17 protein-coding genes and 1 pseudogene are annotated in these 21528 nt (G+C 60.9%); 15 read left to right on the forward strand and 3 right to left on the reverse strand.

From position 1 onward, the window contains the following. Together ACFQX9_RS37725 and ACFQX9_RS37730 are read left to right on the forward strand one after the other, a co-directional pair. Positions 1-225: pseudogene (locus tag ACFQX9_RS37725) on the forward strand (methylmalonyl-CoA mutase); the annotation flags it as partial. 159 nt (positions 226-384) lie between these two features. Beyond that, a complete protein-coding gene (locus ACFQX9_RS37730; protein ID WP_317246027.1) occupies positions 385-924 on the forward strand; it encodes an FAD-dependent oxidoreductase in 540 nt (179 codons plus the stop codon). 877 nt (positions 925-1801) lie between these two features. Here ACFQX9_RS37730 and ACFQX9_RS37735 read toward each other — a convergent pair. After that, complete coding sequence (locus ACFQX9_RS37735) at positions 1802-2272, reverse strand: MarR family winged helix-turn-helix transcriptional regulator (protein WP_038944656.1); 471 nt, start codon at positions 2270-2272, stop codon at positions 1802-1804. Between the two features lie 419 nt (positions 2273-2691). On the opposite strand from ACFQX9_RS37735, the gene ACFQX9_RS37740 reads away from it, so the two are divergent. From ACFQX9_RS37740 to panC, 13 genes are all read left to right on the forward strand, one after another. After that, the gene (locus tag ACFQX9_RS37740; RefSeq protein WP_377792043.1) at positions 2692-4950 is read left to right on the forward strand and encodes a xanthine dehydrogenase family protein molybdopterin-binding subunit; all 2259 of its coding nucleotides are present in this window, start codon (positions 2692-2694) and stop codon (positions 4948-4950) included. A gap of 4 nt (positions 4951-4954) precedes the next feature. Then, positions 4955-5404, forward strand: coding sequence for a CoxG family protein (locus ACFQX9_RS37745; protein WP_377792044.1), 450 nt, complete (start codon positions 4955-4957; stop codon positions 5402-5404). Between the two features lie 2 nt (positions 5405-5406). Next, the gene (locus tag ACFQX9_RS37750; protein ID WP_007594422.1) at positions 5407-6276 is read left to right on the forward strand and encodes a xanthine dehydrogenase family protein subunit M; all 870 of its coding nucleotides are present in this window, start codon (positions 5407-5409) and stop codon (positions 6274-6276) included. Position 6277: 1 nt separating this feature from the next. After that, the gene (locus tag ACFQX9_RS37755) at positions 6278-6766 is read left to right on the forward strand and encodes a (2Fe-2S)-binding protein (protein WP_038950124.1); all 489 of its coding nucleotides are present in this window, start codon (positions 6278-6280) and stop codon (positions 6764-6766) included. A gap of 37 nt (positions 6767-6803) precedes the next feature. Then, complete coding sequence (locus ACFQX9_RS37760; protein ID WP_377792046.1) at positions 6804-8015, forward strand: FAD-dependent monooxygenase; 1212 nt, start codon at positions 6804-6806, stop codon at positions 8013-8015. A 33-nt stretch (positions 8016-8048) separates the two neighbouring features. Beyond that, positions 8049-8765 (forward strand): isochorismatase family protein, encoded by a 717-nt coding sequence (locus ACFQX9_RS37765; RefSeq protein ID WP_377792047.1) that lies wholly within the window; start codon positions 8049-8051, stop codon positions 8763-8765. Then, positions 8762-9652 carry an alpha/beta fold hydrolase gene (locus ACFQX9_RS37770; protein ID WP_377792048.1) on the forward strand — a complete coding sequence of 297 codons (891 nt, stop codon included), beginning with the start codon at positions 8762-8764 and terminating at the stop codon, positions 9650-9652. The genes ACFQX9_RS37765 and ACFQX9_RS37770 overlap by 4 nt, the downstream gene beginning before the upstream one ends. Then, complete coding sequence (locus tag ACFQX9_RS37775) at positions 9633-10685, forward strand: leucyl aminopeptidase (protein ID WP_247495137.1); 1053 nt, start codon at positions 9633-9635, stop codon at positions 10683-10685. Before ACFQX9_RS37770 ends, ACFQX9_RS37775 begins: the two co-directional genes overlap by 20 nt. Positions 10686-10799: 114 nt before the next feature. Then, positions 10800-12149: an MFS transporter gene (locus ACFQX9_RS37780; RefSeq protein WP_247495136.1), complete on the forward strand. Its 1350-nt coding sequence runs from the start codon at positions 10800-10802 to the stop codon at positions 12147-12149. Positions 12150-12392: 243 nt separating this feature from the next. After that, positions 12393-14063, forward strand: a complete 1671-nt coding sequence (locus ACFQX9_RS37785; protein WP_377792171.1) for a methyl-accepting chemotaxis protein — start codon at positions 12393-12395, stop codon at positions 14061-14063. Positions 14064-14324: 261 nt separating this feature from the next. Then, positions 14325-14780, forward strand: a complete 456-nt coding sequence (gene panD / locus ACFQX9_RS37790) for an aspartate 1-decarboxylase (protein WP_377792049.1) — start codon at positions 14325-14327, stop codon at positions 14778-14780. A gap of 25 nt (positions 14781-14805) precedes the next feature. Further along, positions 14806-15690: a 3-methyl-2-oxobutanoate hydroxymethyltransferase gene (gene panB / locus ACFQX9_RS37795; RefSeq protein ID WP_377792050.1), complete on the forward strand. Its 885-nt coding sequence runs from the start codon at positions 14806-14808 to the stop codon at positions 15688-15690. A gap of 2 nt (positions 15691-15692) precedes the next feature. Then, the gene (panC, locus tag ACFQX9_RS37800) at positions 15693-16541 is read left to right on the forward strand and encodes a pantoate--beta-alanine ligase (protein WP_377792051.1); all 849 of its coding nucleotides are present in this window, start codon (positions 15693-15695) and stop codon (positions 16539-16541) included. A 1487-nt stretch (positions 16542-18028) separates the two neighbouring features. Here panC and ACFQX9_RS37805 read toward each other — a convergent pair. Both ACFQX9_RS37805 and ACFQX9_RS37810 read right to left on the reverse strand, forming a co-directional pair. Further along, the gene (locus ACFQX9_RS37805) at positions 18029-18457 is read right to left on the reverse strand and encodes a heme-binding protein (RefSeq protein WP_377792052.1); all 429 of its coding nucleotides are present in this window, start codon (positions 18455-18457) and stop codon (positions 18029-18031) included. Then, entirely contained in the window at positions 18450-21461 is a 3012-nt protein-coding gene (locus tag ACFQX9_RS37810) for an FAD-binding and (Fe-S)-binding domain-containing protein (RefSeq protein WP_377792053.1), read from the reverse strand. The genes ACFQX9_RS37805 and ACFQX9_RS37810 overlap by 8 nt, the downstream gene beginning before the upstream one ends. Positions 21462-21528 lie beyond the last annotated feature (67 nt).

Here is a 21528-nt window from a genome sequence, read left to right on the forward strand (position 1 = left end):
CCGGAGCTCAAGGCCGCGCTGAAGAAGCAGGGCCGCGACGACATCATGATCATCGTCGGCGGCGTGGTGCCGCCACAGGATTACGATGCGCTCTACGCGGCCGGTGCCGAAGCCATCTTCCCGCCCGGTACCGTGATCGCAGACGCCGCGGATCAGCTGATCCAGAAGCTCAATGCTCGGCTCGGGCACAGTGAGGCGGCATATAGTAAGCGCCACGGCAGATAGTAACGGCGTATCGGTCGAGATTGAAAGCTCAAAGCCGGGGCGTCGAACGTACGATTTGATCCTGCAGTCCGCAGGCAAAGTGCCTAACAGCGCAAATCTGGGCTTGGAGAAGATTGGTGTAAGATGCGACGCAAAGGTTTCGTTGCAGTCAATAGGCAAATGCGGACGAATTTGCCTCATATTTTCGCGATCGGCGATGTCGCGGGTAACCCGATGCTCGCCCATAAGGCGGTTCACGAGGGGCATGTCGCGGCAGAAGCGGCTGCCGGGCTCAAGAGCTTCTTTGACGCGAAGATCGTCCCGAACGTCGCCTACACTGATCCTGAGGTGGCCTGGGTTGGCATCATGGAACATGAAGCGGCCTCCTCAGGCAGGCACGTTAGATCCGCGAAGTTTCCGTGGGCTGCCTCGGGCAGAGCGATCGCCTCGGGCGCGTCTTATGGCATGAACAAGCTGATCATCGACCAAGAGACGCACCGCATCATCGGCGGTGTGAACGTTGGCCCGCACGCTGGCGACATGATTGGAGAAATCTGCCTGGCGATCGAGATGGGCGCCGATGCAATTGATCTCAGCAAGACCATCCATCCGCATCCGACGTTCGGAGAGACAATAGGCCTGGCTGGCGAAGTGTATGAAGGTGTTTGCACGGATGTGTTGCCGGGTCCGAAGAGATCGACCAAGCGCGCGAGCCACTAGAAATCCAAAAACCTGAGTCGGCATCAGGTGCCTCGCTGCCGTTCGTTCATAGGGGACCCGAATATGGCGGGGAGTTCTCGCAGGGAAGTAAAGGTACCTTTGAGCGTTCAAGAGGAGGAATTTGCCGCGGCATGTCGAGACTTCGTTCTGGAGACGAAACCTGATCTCGCGGCATCCATCGTCATTGTAGACAACCAGCTCAGGATTGTGAACGATCCGCATGTTCGGCTCGCGTTTGTAGAACTTGGTCTTGCCAGATTGATACGAGTTCTACATCTCGCAATCGAGGGCAAGGCGATTGCGCTCAAAAGAGTGCCAAGACTCCTGTTCGACCTGGCGAGCTATAGAAGGAAGATACTCCGCGCGCTAGGTAGGGACGATTGAGGACAGCCCCTCGGGTCACTAGCACGATTCATTCAGCGCGCAGAGTCAAGGAATAGATACTCATCGACGCAACGGGGACCGGCAGTCATCCCTTGGCAGGAGATTCGGATCTCTGAATTGCAAAGGCGGGTACGGCGGTGCGGGCATTGCGAGATCGGAGCCGGGCGATGAAATGAACCGGACGCGTGGAGCCTGGTGATCGGGACCTTCCAAGTCTCGCGCGCGCTCTTTGTCGTGCTGTCGAAATCGTACGACCCGTCAAATGCCGGAAACGGTGCGGAGAGATGCCGACTTCAGCACAAAATGCGGTCTGACATGTACGATAGTATTGCTGCTGGAGGTCGTTCGTTGGGTTTCTACGATCGAATTCCGCATTCGGCGTCTGCGAAAGATTTGCGATCTTTCGTTTTCCTCCCTCTACTCGGCCCGGCGCGATCGCCGGGCCCTTTTTCTCGGCTGCTGACGATATCTAGTGCCGCTCGAAGCCGGTTGATCAGCGTCGTATGATCTTCTTCAAGATTTCGGTGAGCGCTCGAAATTCATCTTGGGTCAGCGGAGCGAATGTCTCGCCGGAAATCTCGCCAATAGTTTCAATCGCTGCGTCCGCTATCCGTCTTCCCTTCTCGGTCAAATCTATCTCGCGTCGCCGCGGATCCAGAGGGTCTTTGGAGCTCTTGATGAGGCCGCGAGATTTCAGGCGATTGATAACGCCGGTGATGGTCGCCGAATCATAATGAATTAGCCGTCCTAAGTGGTTTTGCGAGCAAGGGCCTACCTCCTTCAATTTCGCTAGCGTCGAGAATTGGGGCCCCGTTAATTCTTCAATCATCTTAGCGGCAAAGATGGACGTGTGAGTACGGAGCGCGACTCGCAACAAAAAGCCCGGTGCGTCATCCAGCCGGTACGAATCTATAGCTTCTTTCACTTTCCCGGCCGCGCGCGGCTTTGTCTTGGGTTGCACCACTTTTTACTTCCTTGCCGTAGGTTGCCTCAGTTCAAGAAATACAGGCCTCAAGCTCCGAAGGTCTCCGGTGCCGGCCGATTGTCTACATTTCCCGACCTAGGAAATCCATCTTTGTTCGACTTCATTCTGTTTAATGCGATTTGCTTCGTTGAGAGCCCCGGAAGTGGCTCGCTTCGATGCGTCCGTCGTTCGCATATCGAAATCCGCTCCGCCTAAGAGGCAAACCCATTCTCGCACGCGCTGGGCTAGACCGATTCGCTCCGGCTTGCCTCCGATCACGGGAAGAAAACATCTAATACTTGCAAGCGAGTGCAGCACTTGCATACAAGTGATAGATGTTGTAGTGTCCTAAGATTGCTCCCCGGACCTTGGCTTCACGCCTTACGGACCGGCGCACCAAAGTACCATCGGATTTGCGTATGTCAGCGATTGACAACATGAGTTCCGTTCGGCCCGACCTGATCGAAAAGGTTACGGGCCGCGCCGAGTACGTTACCGACCTGACGGTTCCGGGGATGCTGCATGGGTTTGTGGTTCGCTCGCCAGCCATTCATGCCCGCATCGCTTCTATCGATTCGAGCGTTGCACGGGCCATGGACGGTGTTGTGGACGTGCTGATCGGCGAAGACGTCGCCTCGTTCGGTAACTGGGGCGTTGTGCTTAAAGACCGGCCGATCATTGCGACCGACCGCGTGAGATATGTGGGCGAACCCGTCGCCGTGGTGATCGCGGAGACAATCGAGATCGCAGAAAACGCCGCAGAACTAGTCGATGTGGGATACGATGACCTTCCGCGCGCAACGACCATCCAGGAAGCCCTGGCGGAAGAAGCGCCGCTCATCCACGAGCGCCATGAAAATCTGGAAGACTTTTATTTCAAGGGCGGCGCCCGGCCGACCCAGAACACCAACATTTTCCACACTTACCGGAACAACGTCGGAGACGTTGACGCGGCGGAGGCGACCGCAGCGTATATCCACGAAGATCGCTTCACCTTCCCGGCCATTTCTCACTTCGCAATGGAGCCGCATGCGGTCATTGCGGATTTCCAGCGGGACTCTCTGACGGTTTGGGCAGGTGCACAAACGCCGACCGCTGTTCAGAAAGTGCTATCGCGCCTCTTCGGGCTGCAACTGGCCAAGGTCCGGGTGATCGTTCCGTTTGTCGGCGGAGGGTTTGGCGGCAAGGCCTCGGTGAAGATTGAGCCTTTGGTCGCCGCTGCTTCGTGGAAGGTGCAACGTCCGGTCCGGATTGCCCAATCCATAGCTGAATCGATGCTCACGTGCAGAAGGTTGGGCGCCGACATCACGATTCGAACGGCTGTGGACGCCAACGGACGGATCCTCGCCAAGAGCGCCAAACTGCTGCTCGATGGCGGGGCATATTCCGACACAGGCTCGGCCGTCGCCACTAAAGCGGCAAATCGCATCATGGGCCCCTACGCGGTGCCCAATCTGCGTCTTGAGGCCTGCGCGGTCTACACGAACACCGTTCCAGGTGCGGCGTTCCGCTCGATCGGGGGGCCGCAAGCTGTTTGGGCCAAAGAATCGCACATGGATAATGTCGCGGCGGCAATCGGCATGGATCCGTCCGAGTTTCGGTTGCGGAATTTGGCGTCCCGCGGTGAGCGCATCCGCCCCGATTTGCGGGCGCTCGATATGGATATGAGTGAGCTGATGGACCGAGTGACCCAGTCGTTCGCATCGGAGGTGAAGGCCTCCAACCGGCAGGCGCGCGGATTGGCAGTCGCCGCGACCGATCCGGCCAATACGCCGATTAGTAACGCGATCGTACGTCTCAAGATCGACGGGTCGATCCTCGTTTCGGTCTCCAGCATTGAAGTCGGCCAGGGCGCGCACGCGACCACGGCGCGCATCGCATCGCAGACCTTGAAGCAGCCAGCCTCCGCGGTAACCGTCTTGCGCACCGATACGGCCGTCGCCCCTTACGACTGGGGCACAGGCGCAAGCCGATCGACCGTGGTCGTCGGCCTTTCCGTCGAGAATGCCGCACTCGACGCAGCCGATCAGATACTCGAAATGGTTGCTGATGTTTGGGAGCTTCCCCGGGAGAACCTCTCGCTTGTTGAGGGCGGTGTCACGACCGGATCCGAGGTTCTCACTTTCCACCAGATTTTTCACCGCACGCTGGGTGTCGATTCGGGAGAGGTCATCGGCCGCGGCGCGATTACGCCACGCTCGAAGAAGGGCGCTCTGGTTGAGTCCCCTCTGTTCTGGGAGACTTCCGCGGGCCTCGCTGAAATCATTGTCGATGAAGACACCGGCGAGATCCATGTCACCCGATATGCCAGCGCCGCTGACGTCGGCCGCGTGATCAATCGCGTTGCGGCGGAAGGGCAGGACGAGGGGGCTGCAATCATGGGCCTCGGACACGCACTTTATGAAGTGCTGGAGTTCGAGGATGGCCAGCCGGTCAATGCGACGCCGATCGATTATTCGATACCGCGCATCTCCGACGTTCCCCCCGTGTTTGACACCATCCTTGTCGAAAACGGCGACGGTCCCGGTCCAGGCGGCGCCAAGGGAATGGGCGAGGGAGCGATCCTTCCGGTCGCGCCCGCGATCGCCAATGCGCTGTTCTCCGCCTACGGCATTCGGATCACCGAGCTGCCAATGACGCCCGAAAAGGTATGGCGCGCCCTGCAGAAGAGGAACTGAATTCATGGATTTCAATATGTCGATGGTGGTGCCCGCGACGCCGGCGGAGCTTTGGAGCACGCTGATCGACGTCCCTCGCATATCGGGTTGCATCCCCGGCTGCGAAAACGTCGAGGAAATCGAGCGGCTTGCAACTTACAAAGCGACCGTCAAACAGAAGATCGGCCCGTTCAAGGTCGAGGTCCCGGCCGACATCATCGTTGAATCGATAACGGAGCCGTCTCACGTCCGCACGCGCGCCACGGGCCGCGACAAGATCACCGGGACGAGGCTGGCGGTTGTTCTCGACGTAACTGTGACGCCGGAAGGGGCGGGGTCCACATTCGCCGTGGACGCGAAGGTCGACGTGCAAGGTCGCCTCGCGACTATGGGGTTCGGCGTCATCAAGCGTCGCGTCGATCAGAACTTCGAGGAGTTCGAGAAGCGGCTCAAAGAAATGTTGGGCGCGACCTGATCATGCTGCCTTCACCCTTCGCATTCGAGAGGCCTTCGACGATTGCCGGCGCCGTACGTGCGGTCGGAAAGTCCGGTGACGGCATGTTCTACTCCGGCGGAACCGAATTGCTACTGGCGTTGAAGTTGCGCGTCATCCATACGGACCGACTCATCGACATTAAGGGAATCAACGGACTTGACCGCATTGCTCTGAACGATGCGAATGACATCGAACTCGGTGCGCGCTGTACGCACAACAAGATCGCCAATGATCCCGTTATTCGCGCGCATGTGCCGGCGCTGTCCTCGCTCTGTGCCAACGTTGCGAACATCAGGATCCGCAGCGTTGGAACGATCGGAGGCAATCTGTGCTTCGGAGAGCCCCACGCCGATCCGCTGACTATGCTCGCGGCCTTGGACGCACGGCTGGTGCTTATTGGCCCCAGCGGTACGCGTGTCGTTCACGCTGACGATTTCATCCGAAGTGAGCTGGAAACGGTGCGGGAGCCGGATGAGCTTCTGACAGTCATTGCGTTTTCGCGCCCTACCGGACCGGTGACCTATCGGCGGTTCAAGCATGGTGAGAGGCCCTCGGTGAATGTCGCGATGGCTTGGTCGCTGGGCCCCAGCGGAAGGACGATCAGAAGCGCCCGCGTGCGGGTCGGAGCGCTCGGTTCGCGACCTCAGCCTTTGAAGGCCATCGAAGATGTCCTCCAGGGCATATCCGTCGCTGAAGTCCGCCCGGCGATCGAGGCGGTGCTCCCGACGGCGCTGGGCGAGTTGGAAGTCAACGAGGATCGGCATGGCGGCGCCGAATATAAGCGGCACCTTGCAGGTGTCTTGCTTCTGCGAAACGCGGACGAGGCGATCGCCGCAGCCGGGAGCGCGTGAAATGACACATGTGCTGCCCATTTCGTTCTCGCTGAACGGCCAGGCGATCGCGATCGACGTTCCTGCCCATACGCTATTGATCGACCTGATCCGGGATCGCCTTGGCCTGAAGGGGACGAAGCGCTCCTGTGACATGGAGGTGTGCGGCGCCTGCACCGTTCTGCTCGACGGTGAGCCGATCTCGAGTTGCACCACGCTCGCCGTCGATGTCGATCAGCGGGAGGTCACGACGATCGAGGGCGTAACGCCGCCCGAGGGCCTATCGCGGATTCAGAAGGCGTTCGTGCTTCACGGCGGCCTTCAGTGCGGCTTCTGCACGCCGGGCTTCATTATGGCTGTGACAGCGTTGCTGAAGGCGACGCCGCACCCGACTGACGAAGAAATCCGTCACTACCTGCACGGCAACCTCTGCCGCTGCACCGGATACACCAAGATTTTCGAGGCCGTAAGGAGCCTTGCCGCCGAGCAAGTCTCCGAAGACGCCGCCTAGCCCGTCGCAAGATAGCGCAATGTCGTTTGGAGATATCATGATTCTTGAACAGGTCAGTAAATCGAGTGTCCTCATTGCCGGCGCCGGCATCGGCGGCTTGGCGATGGCGCTTTCGCTGCTTCGTCGCGGCATCGATTGTGACGTATTTGAGCAAGCGTCCGAGTTGCGCGAGGTCGGAGCCGGCCTTTGGATCTCCATGAACGGCGTGCGCGTTCTTCGGGATCTCGGCCTCACCGAACAGGTCGAGCAGAACTGCATCGCGGCCGAGCGACGCTCGATCCGGCTCTGGAACACGGGTGATAGGTGGCCCCTCTACAACCGCAGCTCCGACGCGGCGCGCAATCAGCCCTATCTGCTGCTCCGTGCTCACCTGCTGAAGATTCTCGTCGACGGCGTGCGCGAGTTGAAGCCGGGCGCCATTCATCTGAGCGCCCACGTTGTCGGGTTCAGTCAAGACGACGAAGGGGTTCGGGCCAAGCTTGCTGATGGCTCCGAAGTCGAAGGACGCGCGCTGATCGGCGCTGACGGTGCGCATTCGAAGGTCCGCCTTGGCCTCATCGGCAACATCGAGAGCGAGTACACGAAGGCCATCGCCTGGCGTGGTCTCGTGCCCGTCGACCGCCTTGCGCGGCATCAGCGCGAACCCGAGGTGGCAACCTGGATCGGACCCACCGCTCATGTCACTGCCTATCCGGTCCGTTGGCAGAACACCGTCATGATGACCTTTTCGGGCCAGGTCGACCATGACGACTGGCTCCTCGAATCCTGGTCGGAGAAGGGTTCTGTCGAGGAATGCCTGAAGGACTTCGAGGGCTGGCATCCGGACATCATCGATCTGGTCGGGAATGTGGATACCCTGAACAAGTGGGGACTGTTCGTGCGGCCGTCGCTGGGTACGTGGTCGAAGGGATGCGTCACCCTGCTCGGCGACGCCTGCCATTCGATGCTGCCGTACCTCGGGCAGGGCGTGAACATGGCCCTGGAGGATGCATCCGTCCTCGCCCGTTGCTTCGAGGAGAATCCCGATGACATCGCGGCGGTATTCAAGACGTATCAGGGCCTGCGGCTCGATCGCACCACCAAGGTCGCAAAGTCGGCGGCCGGCATGCTGCCGATCTTTCATAACCAGGCGCTGTGCAAGCCGGAGACAGCGGGTGACTACATCAAGACCCAGTGGGCACCGGACGCGACGGCTGCGCGATACGATTGGATCTACCAGTACGACGCGGCCACCGCGCCGCTTCACTGACATGCTCACGATTGTGACCTCTGGAGCGCAACAGTGACTGGCACCAGGCACCCCTGGGACGACGTGATACCGCTGGACGAGCGCGAAACCTATGCCCTCGCAGGGCTGGGTGGTGCGGCGGGATTCGGCAGACGACCGGCGTTGCTGGTCATCGACGTGCAGTATCGTTCGGTCGGCGACCGGCCGATGCCGATCCGCGACGCGATCAAGCAATACCCCACCAGCTGCGGCGAGGCCGGTTGGCATGCGATCGCACACATCGCCGAATTGGTGCTGCTGTTTCGCGAGAAAGAACGGCCGGTGATTTTCCCGCATGTCGCGCGGAAGGTAGGCCAGGACCAGGGCGCGTTCTCCGCGAAGATCCCGGGTATCATGCGGATCCCGTCCGAGGGCTACGACTTCGTCCGAGAGGTGGCTCCGGAGCCCGGCGAGTTGCTGCTGCCGAAAACTCAGGCAAGCGCGTTCTTCGGCACTCCGCTTGCGACCTATCTGATCGGTGCCGGCGTCGACTCGCTGGTGGTGACCGGCTGCACGACCAGCGGCTGCGTGCGGGCTTCGGTTGTGGATGCGTGCGCGCTGAACTTCAAGTCAATTGTGCCGAGCGATGCGGTCTACGACCGCTCGCCCACGTCTCACGCCGTCAACCTGTTCGATATCGCCAGCAAATACGCGGATGTCTTGCCGACGCAGGTCGCCATCGAGCGGCTTCGCGCGCTGTCGGATGACCACACAAAGGATCAGCAGACGTGAGCGGCGCCGCGGCATCCGGATTGCTTTACGGCGCCAATGTGCACGCCAACGGCATTCGGCAGCATTATTTGCGGTTCGGCGGGGCCGGGCCGGAGATCATCATTGTCCCTGGCATCTCGACGACTGCGGCGCAATGGGCCTTCATCGCAGAACGCCTGTGCTCCGGACACGACGTTTTCGTGCTCGATGTCCGCGGTCGCGGCCTTTCCGAAAGCGGCCCGCATCTCAATTATTCGCTCGACGCATGCGCATCCGACCTCATCGGGTTCGCTGAAGCGCTTGGAATGGGCCCTTATACGCTGCTGGGCCACTCGATGGGCGGCCGCATCGGAATCCGCGCCGCGCGTTGGCGGCCATCGTCCATGGACCAACTGATACTGGTCGATCCGCCGGTCTCCGGTCCCGGACGCCGAGCCTATCCGATTCCGGTCGAACCGCTTCTCAAATTGCTTCAAAGCGCGAAGCGCGGAGAAGCCGACGCGGCGCTGCGAAGCCCCTCTGCTCCGCGGTGGCCCGAGCTGCACATCCGCACTCGGGCCGAGTGGATGCATACCTGCGACGAGCGTGCTCTCATCGAGAGCCATAACGGCTTTCATGACGATGATATCCACCGCGACCTCGCCCATCTCGGCGTTCCCACCGCATTGATCGTCGCCGGGCGGGGAGGGGTCATTCGACCCGAAGATGAAGCGGAAATTCGCGGATTGCTGCCGTCGATCGCGATCAGGACGCTGGAAAGCGCGGGTCACCAAATGCAGATCGACGATACCGAGGGCTTCCTTTCGATCGTCGAAGAGCTTCTAGCGCGACCACGCGATCGGTTCGACGGCCGCGTGTCTACGTTCGGCAAACAGGAGATCAGTGAAGATGTCCCGACAAATCGTTGATGTTGAAATGCTCGAGCTCTTCAAGGCCGAGCTGACACTCTGCAAGGTGAAGAAGGGCGAAGTCGTTGCGGTCCTGAGCGGCGGCGAGGATCAGCAGGAATACGCCCAGGCCTTCATGCTGGCCGCGCAGAGTCTCGGCGCAACGACCTTTCATCTCAACGTGCCCAAATACGGCCAGGGCAAGGTCGCAGGCCTGCAGGGCCGGCATGCGCTCACGGGAAACCAGCCGGCGATCGATACGCTCAAGCGCGTGGACATGGTGATCGATCTCCTGGGGTTGCTGTTCTCTCGCGAGCAAGCCGAAATTCAGGAAGCGGGCACGCGCATCTTGCGCGTGATGGAGCCGTTCCACATCCTCAAGAAGATGTTCCCGACCGAAGATCTGCGCCGGCGAACGGAGCTTTCTCGAACCCTCCTCCAGTCGGCCAGCAAAATGCGGATCACGTCGCCCGGCGGAACGGACGTAACTTATGGCCTGAAGCAATACCCGGTCATTTCCGAATACGGATACACGGATGAGCCCGGGCGCTGGGATCATTTCCCGTCAGGCTTTGCCTTCACTCAGGCGACCGATGGCGACGTCAACGGCACGGTCGTGCTGATGCCCGGTGACATCCTCTGCGCGTTCAAGCGTTACATCCAGTCGCCGGTCACGCTGACCGTGAAGGGCGGTTATATCGTCGACCTCAAGGGCGAGGGCACCGACGCGCTCCTCATCAAAAACTATATCGACAGTTTCGGCGATCCGCGCGGCTGGGCGATCTCGCATATCGGCTGGGGATCGAACGAGCGTGCTACCTGGCACCACATCGCGGCCTCCCAGGTAGTCGCGTCGGAGCACATCATGAATGCGCTTTCCTTCTACGGGAACGTCCTGTTCTCGACGGGTCCGAACACGGAGCTCGGCGGTACGAATGACACGCCGTGTCATTTGGACATCCCGCTTCGCGGCTGCAGCCTGTGGCTCGACGATATCCACATCCTCGACAAGGGCGACTTTGCTTATCCGGAATTGAGAGCGCCGGGCCGCTAGGCCCCCGCGCATCAAAATCGGTGCCCGGAGCCGCATTTGCGACTCCCAACGACGCGGAAAGCGTTTCGATAACGACCATCAATTGTCCAGTTCTCTCAACGGGAAGCGCACCACATGTCTACGGCGATCGGAACTTCGGAAGATTACACGGCGAGGCAACGGTATTCGATTATGATCTCGGCGATGCTGGGCTACATTCTCGACTTCTACGACGTTCTGATCTTTCCGTTTCTTTTGCCCGCGATCCAACGGTCGATGTCGCTATCGTTGGCCGAGGTCGGTTCACTGCAAGCTCTGACATTGTTCGGATCGGCCATTGGCGGCGCGCTGTTTGGCATCGTTGGTGATCGACTTGGCCGAAAGACCTCGCTTCAACTCACAATCGCGCTGTTCTCGGTTGCCGCGATCATTTCGGCCTTCGCATGGAATTACTGGTCGCTTGCCGTGCTGCGGTTGATCACCGGCATCGGTCTTGGCGGCGAGTATGGCGTAGGCATGGTGCTCTTCAACGAGGCCTGGAAAAAGAGCAGCCGAGGTTTGGGCGCGGCCGCGCTCCAAGGCTGTGCCGTGATCGCGTCATCCACGGCTTCAATCGTTGGCATCTGGCTGATTGCGACGTTCAGCGACGAGTGGAGCTGGCGCATCGGCCTACTGAGTGGCGGTGTGCCCATCCTGCTGATCATCTTCATTCGTTTCTTTATGCCTGAATCCAAGATCTGGCTGGAGTATGAGGCGCAACGCAAGGCCAGTCAGGTCACCGCAGAAGCCCGCACACTTCCCCTTGCGGATCTCTTCCGCAATGGGCTGGCACGGCAGACCGTCATCGCCTTCGTATGGCTGATGAGCTACATGCTCTGCTACTACAGCGTCGTCTCCTTTATTCCGACACTGCTGCTGCGCGATATGCATACGCCAGGTGATGTCGTTCGCACGACAGCCGTTCTGCTCTCGGTGGTCAGCGGCATTTGCTACCTCGCGAACGGCTTTTTCAATGACAGGGCTGGCCGCCGCTTCGGAGCCCTCGTGCCCGCGCTGTTCTGGGTCGGGTCTTTGGTCGGTATGGCTGTGTGGGGGAGCCAGCTCTACGTGGGATCGAAGACTGAGTGGCCGATGTTCTGGCTCTACATCGGCTTCGGCATTGGCAACGTCGCGCTGGGTGTGACGGGCGTCTGGATCTCGGAACTCTATCCGGTCAACCTGCGTGCGACAGCGGTGTCTACATTCTATATGGGAGGTCGCGGGCTCGGCAGCATAGCCCCTGTGATCGTGCCACTTGCGGCCGCCCATTTCGGCGGAAGCCTTCTCAACGGCATGGTTGCGGTGGCCCTTCCCGCTGCGGCCGTCTTCATTCTCGCCTCTCTTTTGCTGCCCGAGACCCTCGGCCGGGATTTGTCCGCGAAGGGCTTCAAGGTCGACACGGAAACGGAGGCCACGATGAAGGCTGCGTCGGTGTCGAGCGTTTGACGCTGGTGGAAGGGCTTGACCGGCGAGATGAGGGTTGTCGACCTGCTCATCTCGTCGATGCATGCGCAGTGGAAAGGAGCTGGCACTCCGTCGTCCGATCCTGGTCAACATGGCGCAAGTGTTGGCCGACTTGTAGCGGCTGTAACGAAACCTAAACCGATCACTTGTATACAAGCAATAATCTATGCGCCTGAGCCCGCCGGGCAGTTGCCTTGGAGACGTTCCTTGAAATCACTCAATAACATGCCGATCACTCCCAAGATCAGCATTCTAGTTGCGATCTCGATGCTGGGCCTCTTCTCAGCTGGATCGCTTGCGGGCTATTTGATGCAGAAGGAAGTGATCAATTCGCGTGTCGAACAGACCCGCGCCATCGTCGAGATCGCCAAGAACTTTGCATTAGGCTTGCAGAAGCAAGTCGAGGCAGGCCAACTCACCAAAGAGGCTGCAATTGCTGAATTTTCCCGCCGTGCTCAGACGATGACGTATGACAAGGGCGCGGGCTATATTTTTGCAAATACGATGGAAGGTGTCGCGGTCGCCTCTCAGGATCCAAAGACAATTGGGGTCAATCGTCTTGACGGCAAGACCAACGGACGTGCGCTGATCCGCGAACTGCGGGACGGCGTGGCGGCGAACGGCGATGTCGTGCTGCGTTACGAGTTTATGAGGCCCGGCGAAAAGGAGCCGATCAGGAAGCTGTCCTACGGGGTAGGCATTCCCGGATGGGACATGTTCGTCGGTTCCGGCGCGTATCTGGATGATCTTGATGCCAAGCTGCAACCGATCATGTGGTCGCTCGGGGGTGCCATCATCGTGATCGGACTGGTCTCGGGTGTCATCGCCTGGTTCCTCGGCCGCAGCATCACTAAACCGTTGGCAGCACTTGGCACGTGCATGAGGCGGCTCGCTGACGGCGAACTCGAACAGGACATTCCAGGTGTAGGTCGGAAAGATGAGATCGGCGCAATGGCCGCGACCGTCCAAGTGTTCAAGGACAACACGATTCGTATTCGGGGGCTGGAGCTGGTCGAGGCCGAAGCTCAACGTCGCACGGCTGCCGAGCGCCGTGCCACCTTGGAGAGCATTGCGAATGATTTTGAGCAAAGCGTCGATGGCATCGTTCGTGCGGTCGCCGCTTCAGCCGCCGATATGCAGGGCACAGCGGATATTTTGACCACGACCGCCAGCGATGCCAGTCTGCGCGCGTCCACCGTCGACGCTGCGTCAGAAAAAGCGTCCGGGAACGTCGAAATGGTAGCCGCCGCCGCCGAGGAATTATCTGCGTCGGTAAGGGGGATATCGCAACAGGTGTTGCAGTCGACCGAGGTCGCGCGCCAAGCTGTTGGTGACGCTGAGCGCACAAACGCTACGGTGCAGGTCCTGGCAAGCGGAGCCGAAAAGATCGGCGAAGTTGTCCAACTCATCCATAGTATCGCCACGCAGACCAATCTCCTTGCCCTCAACGCGACGATCGAAGCGGCACGTGCCGGCGACGCCGGACGCGGATTTGCTGTCGTGGCAGCCGAGGTTAAAGCGCTTGCCAATCAGACGGCAAAGGCAACGGAGGAGATCTCCGCGCAGGTCGAGACCATGCAGGCAACTACAAACGACGCAGTTCTCGCCATCAACGGAATTACGCAAACGATCGTCAGGATGAGTGACATCACGCTGAGCATTTCCTGCGCGGTCGAAGAGCAGAGTGCTATGACAAGCGAAATTGCGCGCAACATCCAGTCCGTCGCCGCGGGTTCCAACGAAATCAGAGTGCATATAGGCAACGTCAGCACCGCAGCGGCCGCCACCGGTACAGCAGCCGGCGAGGTTCTCACTAATGCGCGTGGGTTGGAGAATCAGTCGGATATGCTGCGTACGGCGGTAGACCAATTTCTGACCAAAATGCGAGCCGCCTGACCGGACGTTCCTGCCAGCGGCGCATCGCTCGCGGGTACTTGAGACGTCGGCGCCCAGCTCGAGGCAACTCCGCCTTTCACATGGCGATTGGGTGGGAAGTTCTTACGTGATGATCGCGCGACCATTGGACGTTTTTATGCGTTGGGTCGCCATTTTTGAGAGATATGTTTCATTTTGCTCATCGAGGTTGACAGTTTTATCTCGTGCTCCGTAGGAATGCCCGGCTTTGGGGATGCGTGCGAGGTTCGACGGAACTTTCAGATGAAAAAGGTGCTTGCCGCCAAACTTCACGGCATCCATGTCACGGAGGCCAATCTTCACTATCACGGCTCGATTACGCTCGATCCGGATCAGTGCCATGAGGCGGGGATTCTGCCGATGGAATTCGTGGAGATCTGGAACAAGAATTCCGGCGCGCGAATTTCGACCTATGTCATCTTTGGCGAACCCGGCTCACGTTGTTGTGTCCTCAATGGTGCCGCCGCGCGCACCTGCCACGTCGGCGACCAGATCATCGTCTGCAGTTCGACGTACGTGGATGGGGCGGAAATCGTTCGGCTGAAACCAAGAATTCTCGCCTTCGATCGCGACAACCACATTACCGATCGCATGACCTATTCCGTCACTCGGGATGGTGCCAAGCGCTATTGCTTCGAAATCCTGGGCGAGGCAGGCGACGCCAAGACCATAGCACTTCGTGCCGCAGAATCGAACTGATGTCAGTCTTACGGTAGGAGTGGATATGAGCCACAGGTCCGAAACGGCGTTCGAGCGGGTCACGCTTCCAAGGCTGCAGCTGTGGAAGGAGGAGGGGCGGCGCCTCGTGATGACGACCGCCTATGATGCGGTCACCGCACGCATCGCGGATCCCATCGTGGATATGATCCTTGTCGGAGACAGCGTCGGCAACGTCTGCCTCGGATTCGACAATACGCTGCCGGTCAGCATGGCGATGATGAATCACCATCTCGAGGCGGTTGCGCGTGCGAAGCCTCGAGCCTTGCTCGTGGCCGATATGCCATTTCTGAGCTTTCACCTCAGTCCCGAGGACACGATACGTAACGCCGGAGGTTTCCTGCAGCGTGGCGCTGACGCCGTGAAGCTCGAGGGCGGATCCAAACGCGTCGCAATGATACGTGCCCTGGTCGAGTGCGAGATTCCCGTGATGGGTCATCTCGGCCTGACCCCGCAGAGCGTCAATGCAATGGGCGGATTCAAGGTGCAGGGCCGCAAGGGCGATGACGCCTTGCGCCTGCTCGACGACGCCCATCGCCTGCAGGAGGCCGGCTGCTTCGCTCTGGTCCTGGAAGGCATCCCGACCGAGCTTGCTGCGCGAGCGACGGAAACGCTGACGATACCGACCATCGGGATTGGCGCAGGTCCTGGTTGTTCGGGGCAGGTGCTGGTGTTCCACGACGTGCTCGGCTTGATTGAAGGCCATGTCCCGAGATTCGTTCGGACCTACGCTGACGGCTTTCGGGTGTTGCAGGAGGCGCTGTCGCGTTGGGTTGCCGATGTCCGCAACGGTACATTTCCGGCACCGCAAGAATCCTATCGGCTTCCCGAAGGCATAGGTGAGACGATCGCAAACTGGGCGCCTTCCAACCGAACCCGATGTGAAGCGTAGAAATGCAGACAATCACGACGGTCGCCGAGCTTCGCCGCGCGCTCGCGGACGCTCACAGAGCCGACAAACGTGTCGGACTTGTACCGACAATGGGCTATCTGCACGACGGCCATTTGGCGCTGATCGAGGCCAGCCGGGCGCAATGCGACGTCACCGTGGTCAGCATCTTCGTCAATCCCACCCAGTTCGGGCCACGCGAGGATCTAAGTACGTATCCGCGCGACTTCCAGCGCGATGAGAAGCTATGCCGCGATGCCGGTGTTACGATCGTCTTCGCGCCGGTTTCACAAGAAATCTATCCTGCTCAATTCGAGACCTTCGTCGAACCGGGCGAGCTCGCGAAACTGCTTTGCGGCGCTTTCAGACCGGGACATTTTCGTGGGGTCGCGACGGTTGTATGCAAGCTGTTCAATATGGTGCAGCCGGACGTCGCGCTCTTCGGGCAAAAGGATTTTCAGCAGTGTGCGGTCGTGCGTCGGATGACCATCGATCTGAATCTGCCGATCGAGATCGTGACCGTGCCGACCGTTCGGGAGGCGGACCGTCTCGCAATGAGCAGCCGTAACCGGTATCTCAGCGAGGAAGATCGGGGGCAGGCCCTCGCCATCAGTCGTGGACTGTTCGCCGCAGCGGAGGCGTTCGGCTTGGGAGAGCGGAACGTGGACAAGCTGGTTGCAATCGCCAAGAGGCATTTGGAAACGGTCGATCAGCTGCAATACCTCGAGCTCGTCGACGGCGACACGCTCAAGCCCGCGTCAAGTCCGCTGCACCGCCCCGCGGCGCTGTGCGTGGCCGCCTATGTCGGCTCGACGCGGCTTATCGACAACGTGATACTTCAGCCAACTCCATAGTGCGACAGAGGCGAAAGAATCGTTTTGATTGAAGCTGTCCGACGCGAAGCGCCTCAGGCAGGCCGTCCTCACTTTCGTAGGGCGGCTGAACGGATCATCTTCGAAGAAGTGCAGTTTCGGCGCGCGGACCGTCAGGTTCTTGCCATTCCCGAGCTTCGCCTGGACGAGCGCCGGATCGGCCTGGTTGGTGACAATGAGAAGGGGCGCGCGGTGCTCGAGCTCATGGAAGCTCGGCCTTCTGAAGCCGAGGCCGGAAGGCAGGCAGCTGGAGCCGAGCCGCCGCCACCACACCCGCGGCTCGTCTTCCTGCCTCGACCCGGCTCGGCCGGGATCAGCGCCGCCGAGCCGCCCGCGAACGGGCGCGCGCGAAGGCTCCCTGACTCCTCCTGAGCGGCTTCCGTCGAGCCTCTGGTCATCCCGGAAAACCGAAAATCGTTTGCCCAAGGCTCGAATCGCAATGCTCCCTTGGCGAGCTGATGCTACGGTACGTCCAGCAGGGGGACTAACGCTGGGCCATCTACCGAATATTTCAAAACTCACCTCTTGGGTCTGAATAGATCACGCGGCTTTCCAGCGCTTACGAGAAGGCCCTCCGTACGATTGGCGTACAGGATCGAAACGATCCGCTCGCCGAAGTGATACCGCCGGGAAGATCATTGAGATCGGGCAGACGGGCCTCAAGGACCCCGCCAAGATCTGCCTCCGGGCCATCGAGGAGTTAGGCCTACCGAAAGGATAATTGCGAATAAAAAGGTCCGAGGTTCCCGCTGCATGTCAGGGCGCGGACAGGTACTCAGACACATCGCCGAATTACAGATCAGCTCGGCGTCGCCGAATTCACCGGTTCCGGATCGCCCGTGGCTGAACGCGACCGCCTGCGCAGCCGGGTTTTCGCGAGAGCGCTTCGGCTCGCATGACGGCGACATCCGCTCGCGGGTGGCTCGCTCATCCCGTCATGAAACGAGTTCGAGTCTTTCCCGGGGGCCTTTTCCGCCTCATGCGACCGGAGAAGCGCCCTTCGCGCAGAGAAATCGGACGAGGTTTGTAGCTGTTCTCGCGGTAAACGCCCGCAACGAAATCGCAATGAATTGGGTGAAACGACAGTGAACAAAACGGGACGGGAACGACTGCCACACCAAGAAATATCAATAACTTAAAAGATACTCACTGCGTTCGGGACGCAGAGGCCCCACGGTCAGATCGCAACTTGAACCGAATGTCGGTATCGGTGGTTGCGCCTCCGGGATTTGAACCTTATTCGAGCACCATTTGGGTAGCGAGGAATCGCGCTCGAACGGCGGCTTTTGACGGGCTATCGGGAGGCCAGCTCGGGAGTTAGGCTGCCCGCCGATAAGAAAACAGGGCTTCCAAAAGAGTGGGTTTAGCGATGTAGCGCTCTAGGGACTCGAACCCCCGACAAGCAATCCCACGCGGCGCACTCCATAACGTCTTGTCGAGCGCAGGGGCTCTGGGTGCGTGGACGATCGCTACCCCGCGTTGGCCTTCAACCCTGCCGCCTGGATGCCCGCCACCGCGCACGCCTCGTCATTGTCCGACGTGTCGCCGGAGATGCCGACGGCGCCGAGTAGCGTCGTGCCGTCCATGATCAGCACGCCGCCGGGGACCGGCACCAGCGCGCCCTTGGCCATGGTGTTCACGGCGTCGATGAAATAGGCCTGCTCCTGCGCGCGCTGGAAGAGGGCGCGTGAACCGATGCCCAATGCGAGCGCGCCATAGGCCTTGCCGTGCGCGATCTCGGCGCGCATCAGGCTGGTGCCGTCCTGCGCCGCGGCGATCTTGAGCACGCCGCGGGCGTCGAGGATGGTAACCACCAGCGGCTTCAGCTTCAGCTCGGTGGATTTCGCGAAGGCAGCGTCGAGGATCTTGCGGGCAGTGTCGAGGGAGAGGTCAGCCATGGCTGGTTTCCTTTGCAACGGGAGTGGTTGTGGATTGGGTTTCGGCACGATCGAGGCTCATCGCCAGCACGCGCGCGACGTGAAGGGCTTCGCGCTGGGCGCCGTCGTGGATCTGGTGACGGCAAGAGGTGCCGTCGGCGACGACGAGCGTATTGTGGTCCGCGCGTCGCACGGCGGGTAGCAGCGACAGCTCGGCCATCTCGATCGAGGCATCGTAGGTGTCCGCGCCATAACCGAACGCGCCGGCCATGCCGCAGCAGCTCGACTCGATGGTCTCGACCTCAAGGCGAGGGATGAGGCGCAGCACCTGCTCGACCGGCTTGAACGCACCGAAGGATTTTTGATGGCAATGGCCGTGCACCAGGGCTTTGTCAGCGACGGTGCCGAGCGGCAGTTGCAGCCGGCCGGCCTCGGCCTCGCGCACCAGGAATTCCTCGAAGGTCAGCGCGTGGGCGCCGACGGCCTTGGCGTCATCGTCGTCGCGCAGTGAGGCGAGCTCGTCGCGCAGAGTCAAAAGGCAGCTTGGCTCAAGCCCGACGATCGGGACGCCGCGCGCGGCAAAGGGCACGAAGGCGGCGACAAGACGATCGAGTTCGGACCTGGCTTTGTCGACAAGGCCCGCTGACAGGAAGGTGCGGCCGCAGCACAGCGGACGGCTGCCGCTTGCGGGTTTCGGCAGATGCACGCGATAGCCGCCGGCCGAAAGCACGCGCAGCGCGGCATCGAGATTTTCGCGCTCGTAGATGCGATTGAACGTGTCGGCGAACAGCACGACCTCGCGCCCGGTTTCCGGCCCGACCGTTTCGGCCGGCGGCACGAACACGTCGCTGCGGAAGGCGGGGAGCGCGCGGCGGGCGCTGATGCCGGCAAAGCGCTCGAGCAGCTTTCGCAACAGCGGGCTGCGGTTGCGCAAATTTGCCAGCGGCGCAAAGCGCGACGCGAGGCCGGCATAGCGCGGGAGGTAGCCGACCAGCCGGTCGCGCAAGGTCAGGCCATGCGACGCCGCGCGCGCGGCGAGCGCCTCGATCTTCATCTTGGCCATGTCGACGCCGGTCGGGCATTCGTGGCGGCAGGCCTTGCACGACACGCAAAGCTTTAGCGTCTCCATCATCTCGTCGGAGGAGAGTGCGCCCGGGCCAAGCTGGCCGGAGATTGCGAGGCGCAATGTGTTGGCGCGGCCTCGCGTCACGTCCTTCTCGTTGCGCGTCGCGCGGTAGGACGGACACATCACGCCGCCCTCGAGCTTGCGGCAGGCGCCGTTGTTGTTGCACATCTCGACCGCGCCCTGAAAGCCGCCGCCGGCCCCGGGATAAGCCGACCAGTCGAGTTTTGTCTTGAGCTCAGCGACGCGATACTCAGGCGCGAAGCGAAACAGCGAGCGATCGTCCATCCTGGGAGCGTCGACGATCTTGCCGGGATTGAGCACGCCATCGGGATCGAAGCGTTGCTTCACCTCGCGGAAGTCGGCGACGAGGCGCTCGCCAAACATCGTTTCGTGGAATTCGGAGCGCACCAGGCCGTCGCCGTGCTCGCCGGAATGCGAGCCCTTGTATTCGCGCACCAGTTCGAAGGTTTCTTCGGCGATGGCCCGCATCGCCTTGACGTCCTTCTCCAGCTTTAAGTTCAGCACGGGCCGCACATGCAGGCAGCCTTCGGAGGCGTGAGCATACATGGTGCCGCTGGTGCCGTGCTTGGCAAACACCTCGCTCAGACGCGCGGTGTAGTCGGCGAGATGCGGCAGCGGCACGGCGCAGTCCTCGACGAAGGAGACCGGCTTACCCTCCTGCTTCATCGACATCATGACGTTGAGGCCGGCGGCGCGGAAATCGGCGATCCCGCTCTGCAGCGCGGGGTCGGTGATTTCGACCACGCCGCCCCATTTGCGCTTGTCGTTGTTCCAGCCGAAGCCGAGATCGCCCATCAGCTCGCCGAGCTGCTTCAGGCGCACGAGGTTGTCCGCCTGGTCCTCCTCGGCGAACTCAACCACGAGCACCGCATCCGGATCACCCTTGATCGCGGTGGAGATGATGGGCCGGAACATCGCGATGTCGCGGCCGAGCGCCAGCATGGTGCGGTCGACCAGCTCGATCGCAATCGGCTTCAGCTTGACCAGATGCTGGGCCGCGTCCATCGCCTCGTAAAAACTGCCGAAATGGCAGATACCGAGCACCTTGTTGCGGATCACGGGCCACAGCTTCAGCTCGACCTTGGTTGTGAAAGCGAGTGTACCCTCGGAGCCGACGAGAAGGTGCGCCATGTTGTTGCGCGCATTGCGCGGCACCAGCGCATCGAGATTGTAGCCGCCGACACGGCGCTGCACTTTTGGGAAACGCGCCGCGATCTCCCCGGCTTCGCGGGCGCCAAGATCGAGCATGTCGCGGAACAGGGCGCGGGCGCTGTCGTTCGCATCGAGATCGGAGAGATCGCGCGAGACCTCGCCGAAGCGGCTCAGCGTGCCGTCGGCGAGCGCGGCCTCCATCGACAGCGTGTTGTCGCGCATGGTGCCGTAGCGCAGGCTGCGGCCGCCGCAGGAATTGTTGCCGGCCATGCCGCCGATGGTAGCGCGCGAGGCCGTGGAGACATCGACTGGAAACCAGAGGCCGTGCTTTTTCAGCTGGCGGTTGAGGTCGTCGAGCACGATGCCGGGCTCGACCACGCAGGTGCGCCCTTCGACGTCGAGCGACAGGATCCGGTTCAGGTGCTTGGAGAGATCGACAACGAGGCCGTCATTGACGGTCTGGCCGCATTGTGAGGTGCCGCCGCCGCGCGGGGTCACCTTCAGTCCCTCGTCGCGCGCGATCGCCAGTGCCTTGAGGGCGTCGTCCATGGTGCGCGGCACCACCACGCCAGTGGGCACGATCTGGTAGAAGGAAGCGTCGGTGGCGTAGCGGCCCCTGCTGAAAGCGTCGAACAGGACGTCGCCGGTGATTTCCCGAGCAAGACGGGCCGCGATGCCGTCCTTTTTGGCCAAATCCTGTGATTTCCCGGGCACTTCCGCCGCCATGGTCCGCTCTTGCCTGTTCGCCGCCCCCGTCTTGCCCCCGGTCACGGCCCTTGGCAAGGCGAGCCCT

This window comes from Bradyrhizobium sp. GCM10028915 (assembly GCF_042666195.1).
Classification (GTDB): Bacteria; Pseudomonadota; Alphaproteobacteria; order Rhizobiales; family Xanthobacteraceae; genus Bradyrhizobium; species Bradyrhizobium canariense_D.

Coding starts and splice junctions, on each gene's coding strand:
- ACFQX9_RS37810 (WP_377792053.1), bottom strand. CDS start 21,461: ATGGCGGCGGAAGTGCCCGGGAAATCACAGGATTTGGCCAAAAAGGAC.
- ACFQX9_RS37775 (WP_247495137.1), top strand. CDS start 9,633: ATGTCCCGACAAATCGTTGATGTTGAAATGCTCGAGCTCTTCAAGGCC.
- panD (WP_377792049.1), top strand. CDS start 14,325: ATGAAAAAGGTGCTTGCCGCCAAACTTCACGGCATCCATGTCACGGAG.
- panC (WP_377792051.1), top strand. CDS start 15,693: ATGCAGACAATCACGACGGTCGCCGAGCTTCGCCGCGCGCTCGCGGAC.
- panB (WP_377792050.1), top strand. CDS start 14,806: ATGAGCCACAGGTCCGAAACGGCGTTCGAGCGGGTCACGCTTCCAAGG.
- ACFQX9_RS37730 (WP_317246027.1), top strand. CDS start 385: ATGCGGACGAATTTGCCTCATATTTTCGCGATCGGCGATGTCGCGGGT.
- ACFQX9_RS37745 (WP_377792044.1), top strand. CDS start 4,955: ATGGATTTCAATATGTCGATGGTGGTGCCCGCGACGCCGGCGGAGCTT.
- ACFQX9_RS37780 (WP_247495136.1), top strand. CDS start 10,800: ATGTCTACGGCGATCGGAACTTCGGAAGATTACACGGCGAGGCAACGG.
- ACFQX9_RS37750 (WP_007594422.1), top strand. CDS start 5,407: ATGCTGCCTTCACCCTTCGCATTCGAGAGGCCTTCGACGATTGCCGGC.
- ACFQX9_RS37755 (WP_038950124.1), top strand. CDS start 6,278: ATGACACATGTGCTGCCCATTTCGTTCTCGCTGAACGGCCAGGCGATC.
- ACFQX9_RS37805 (WP_377792052.1), bottom strand. CDS start 18,457: ATGGCTGACCTCTCCCTCGACACTGCCCGCAAGATCCTCGACGCTGCC.
- ACFQX9_RS37785 (WP_377792171.1), top strand. CDS start 12,393: ATGCCGATCACTCCCAAGATCAGCATTCTAGTTGCGATCTCGATGCTG.
- ACFQX9_RS37760 (WP_377792046.1), top strand. CDS start 6,804: ATGATTCTTGAACAGGTCAGTAAATCGAGTGTCCTCATTGCCGGCGCC.
- ACFQX9_RS37740 (WP_377792043.1), top strand. CDS start 2,692: ATGTCAGCGATTGACAACATGAGTTCCGTTCGGCCCGACCTGATCGAA.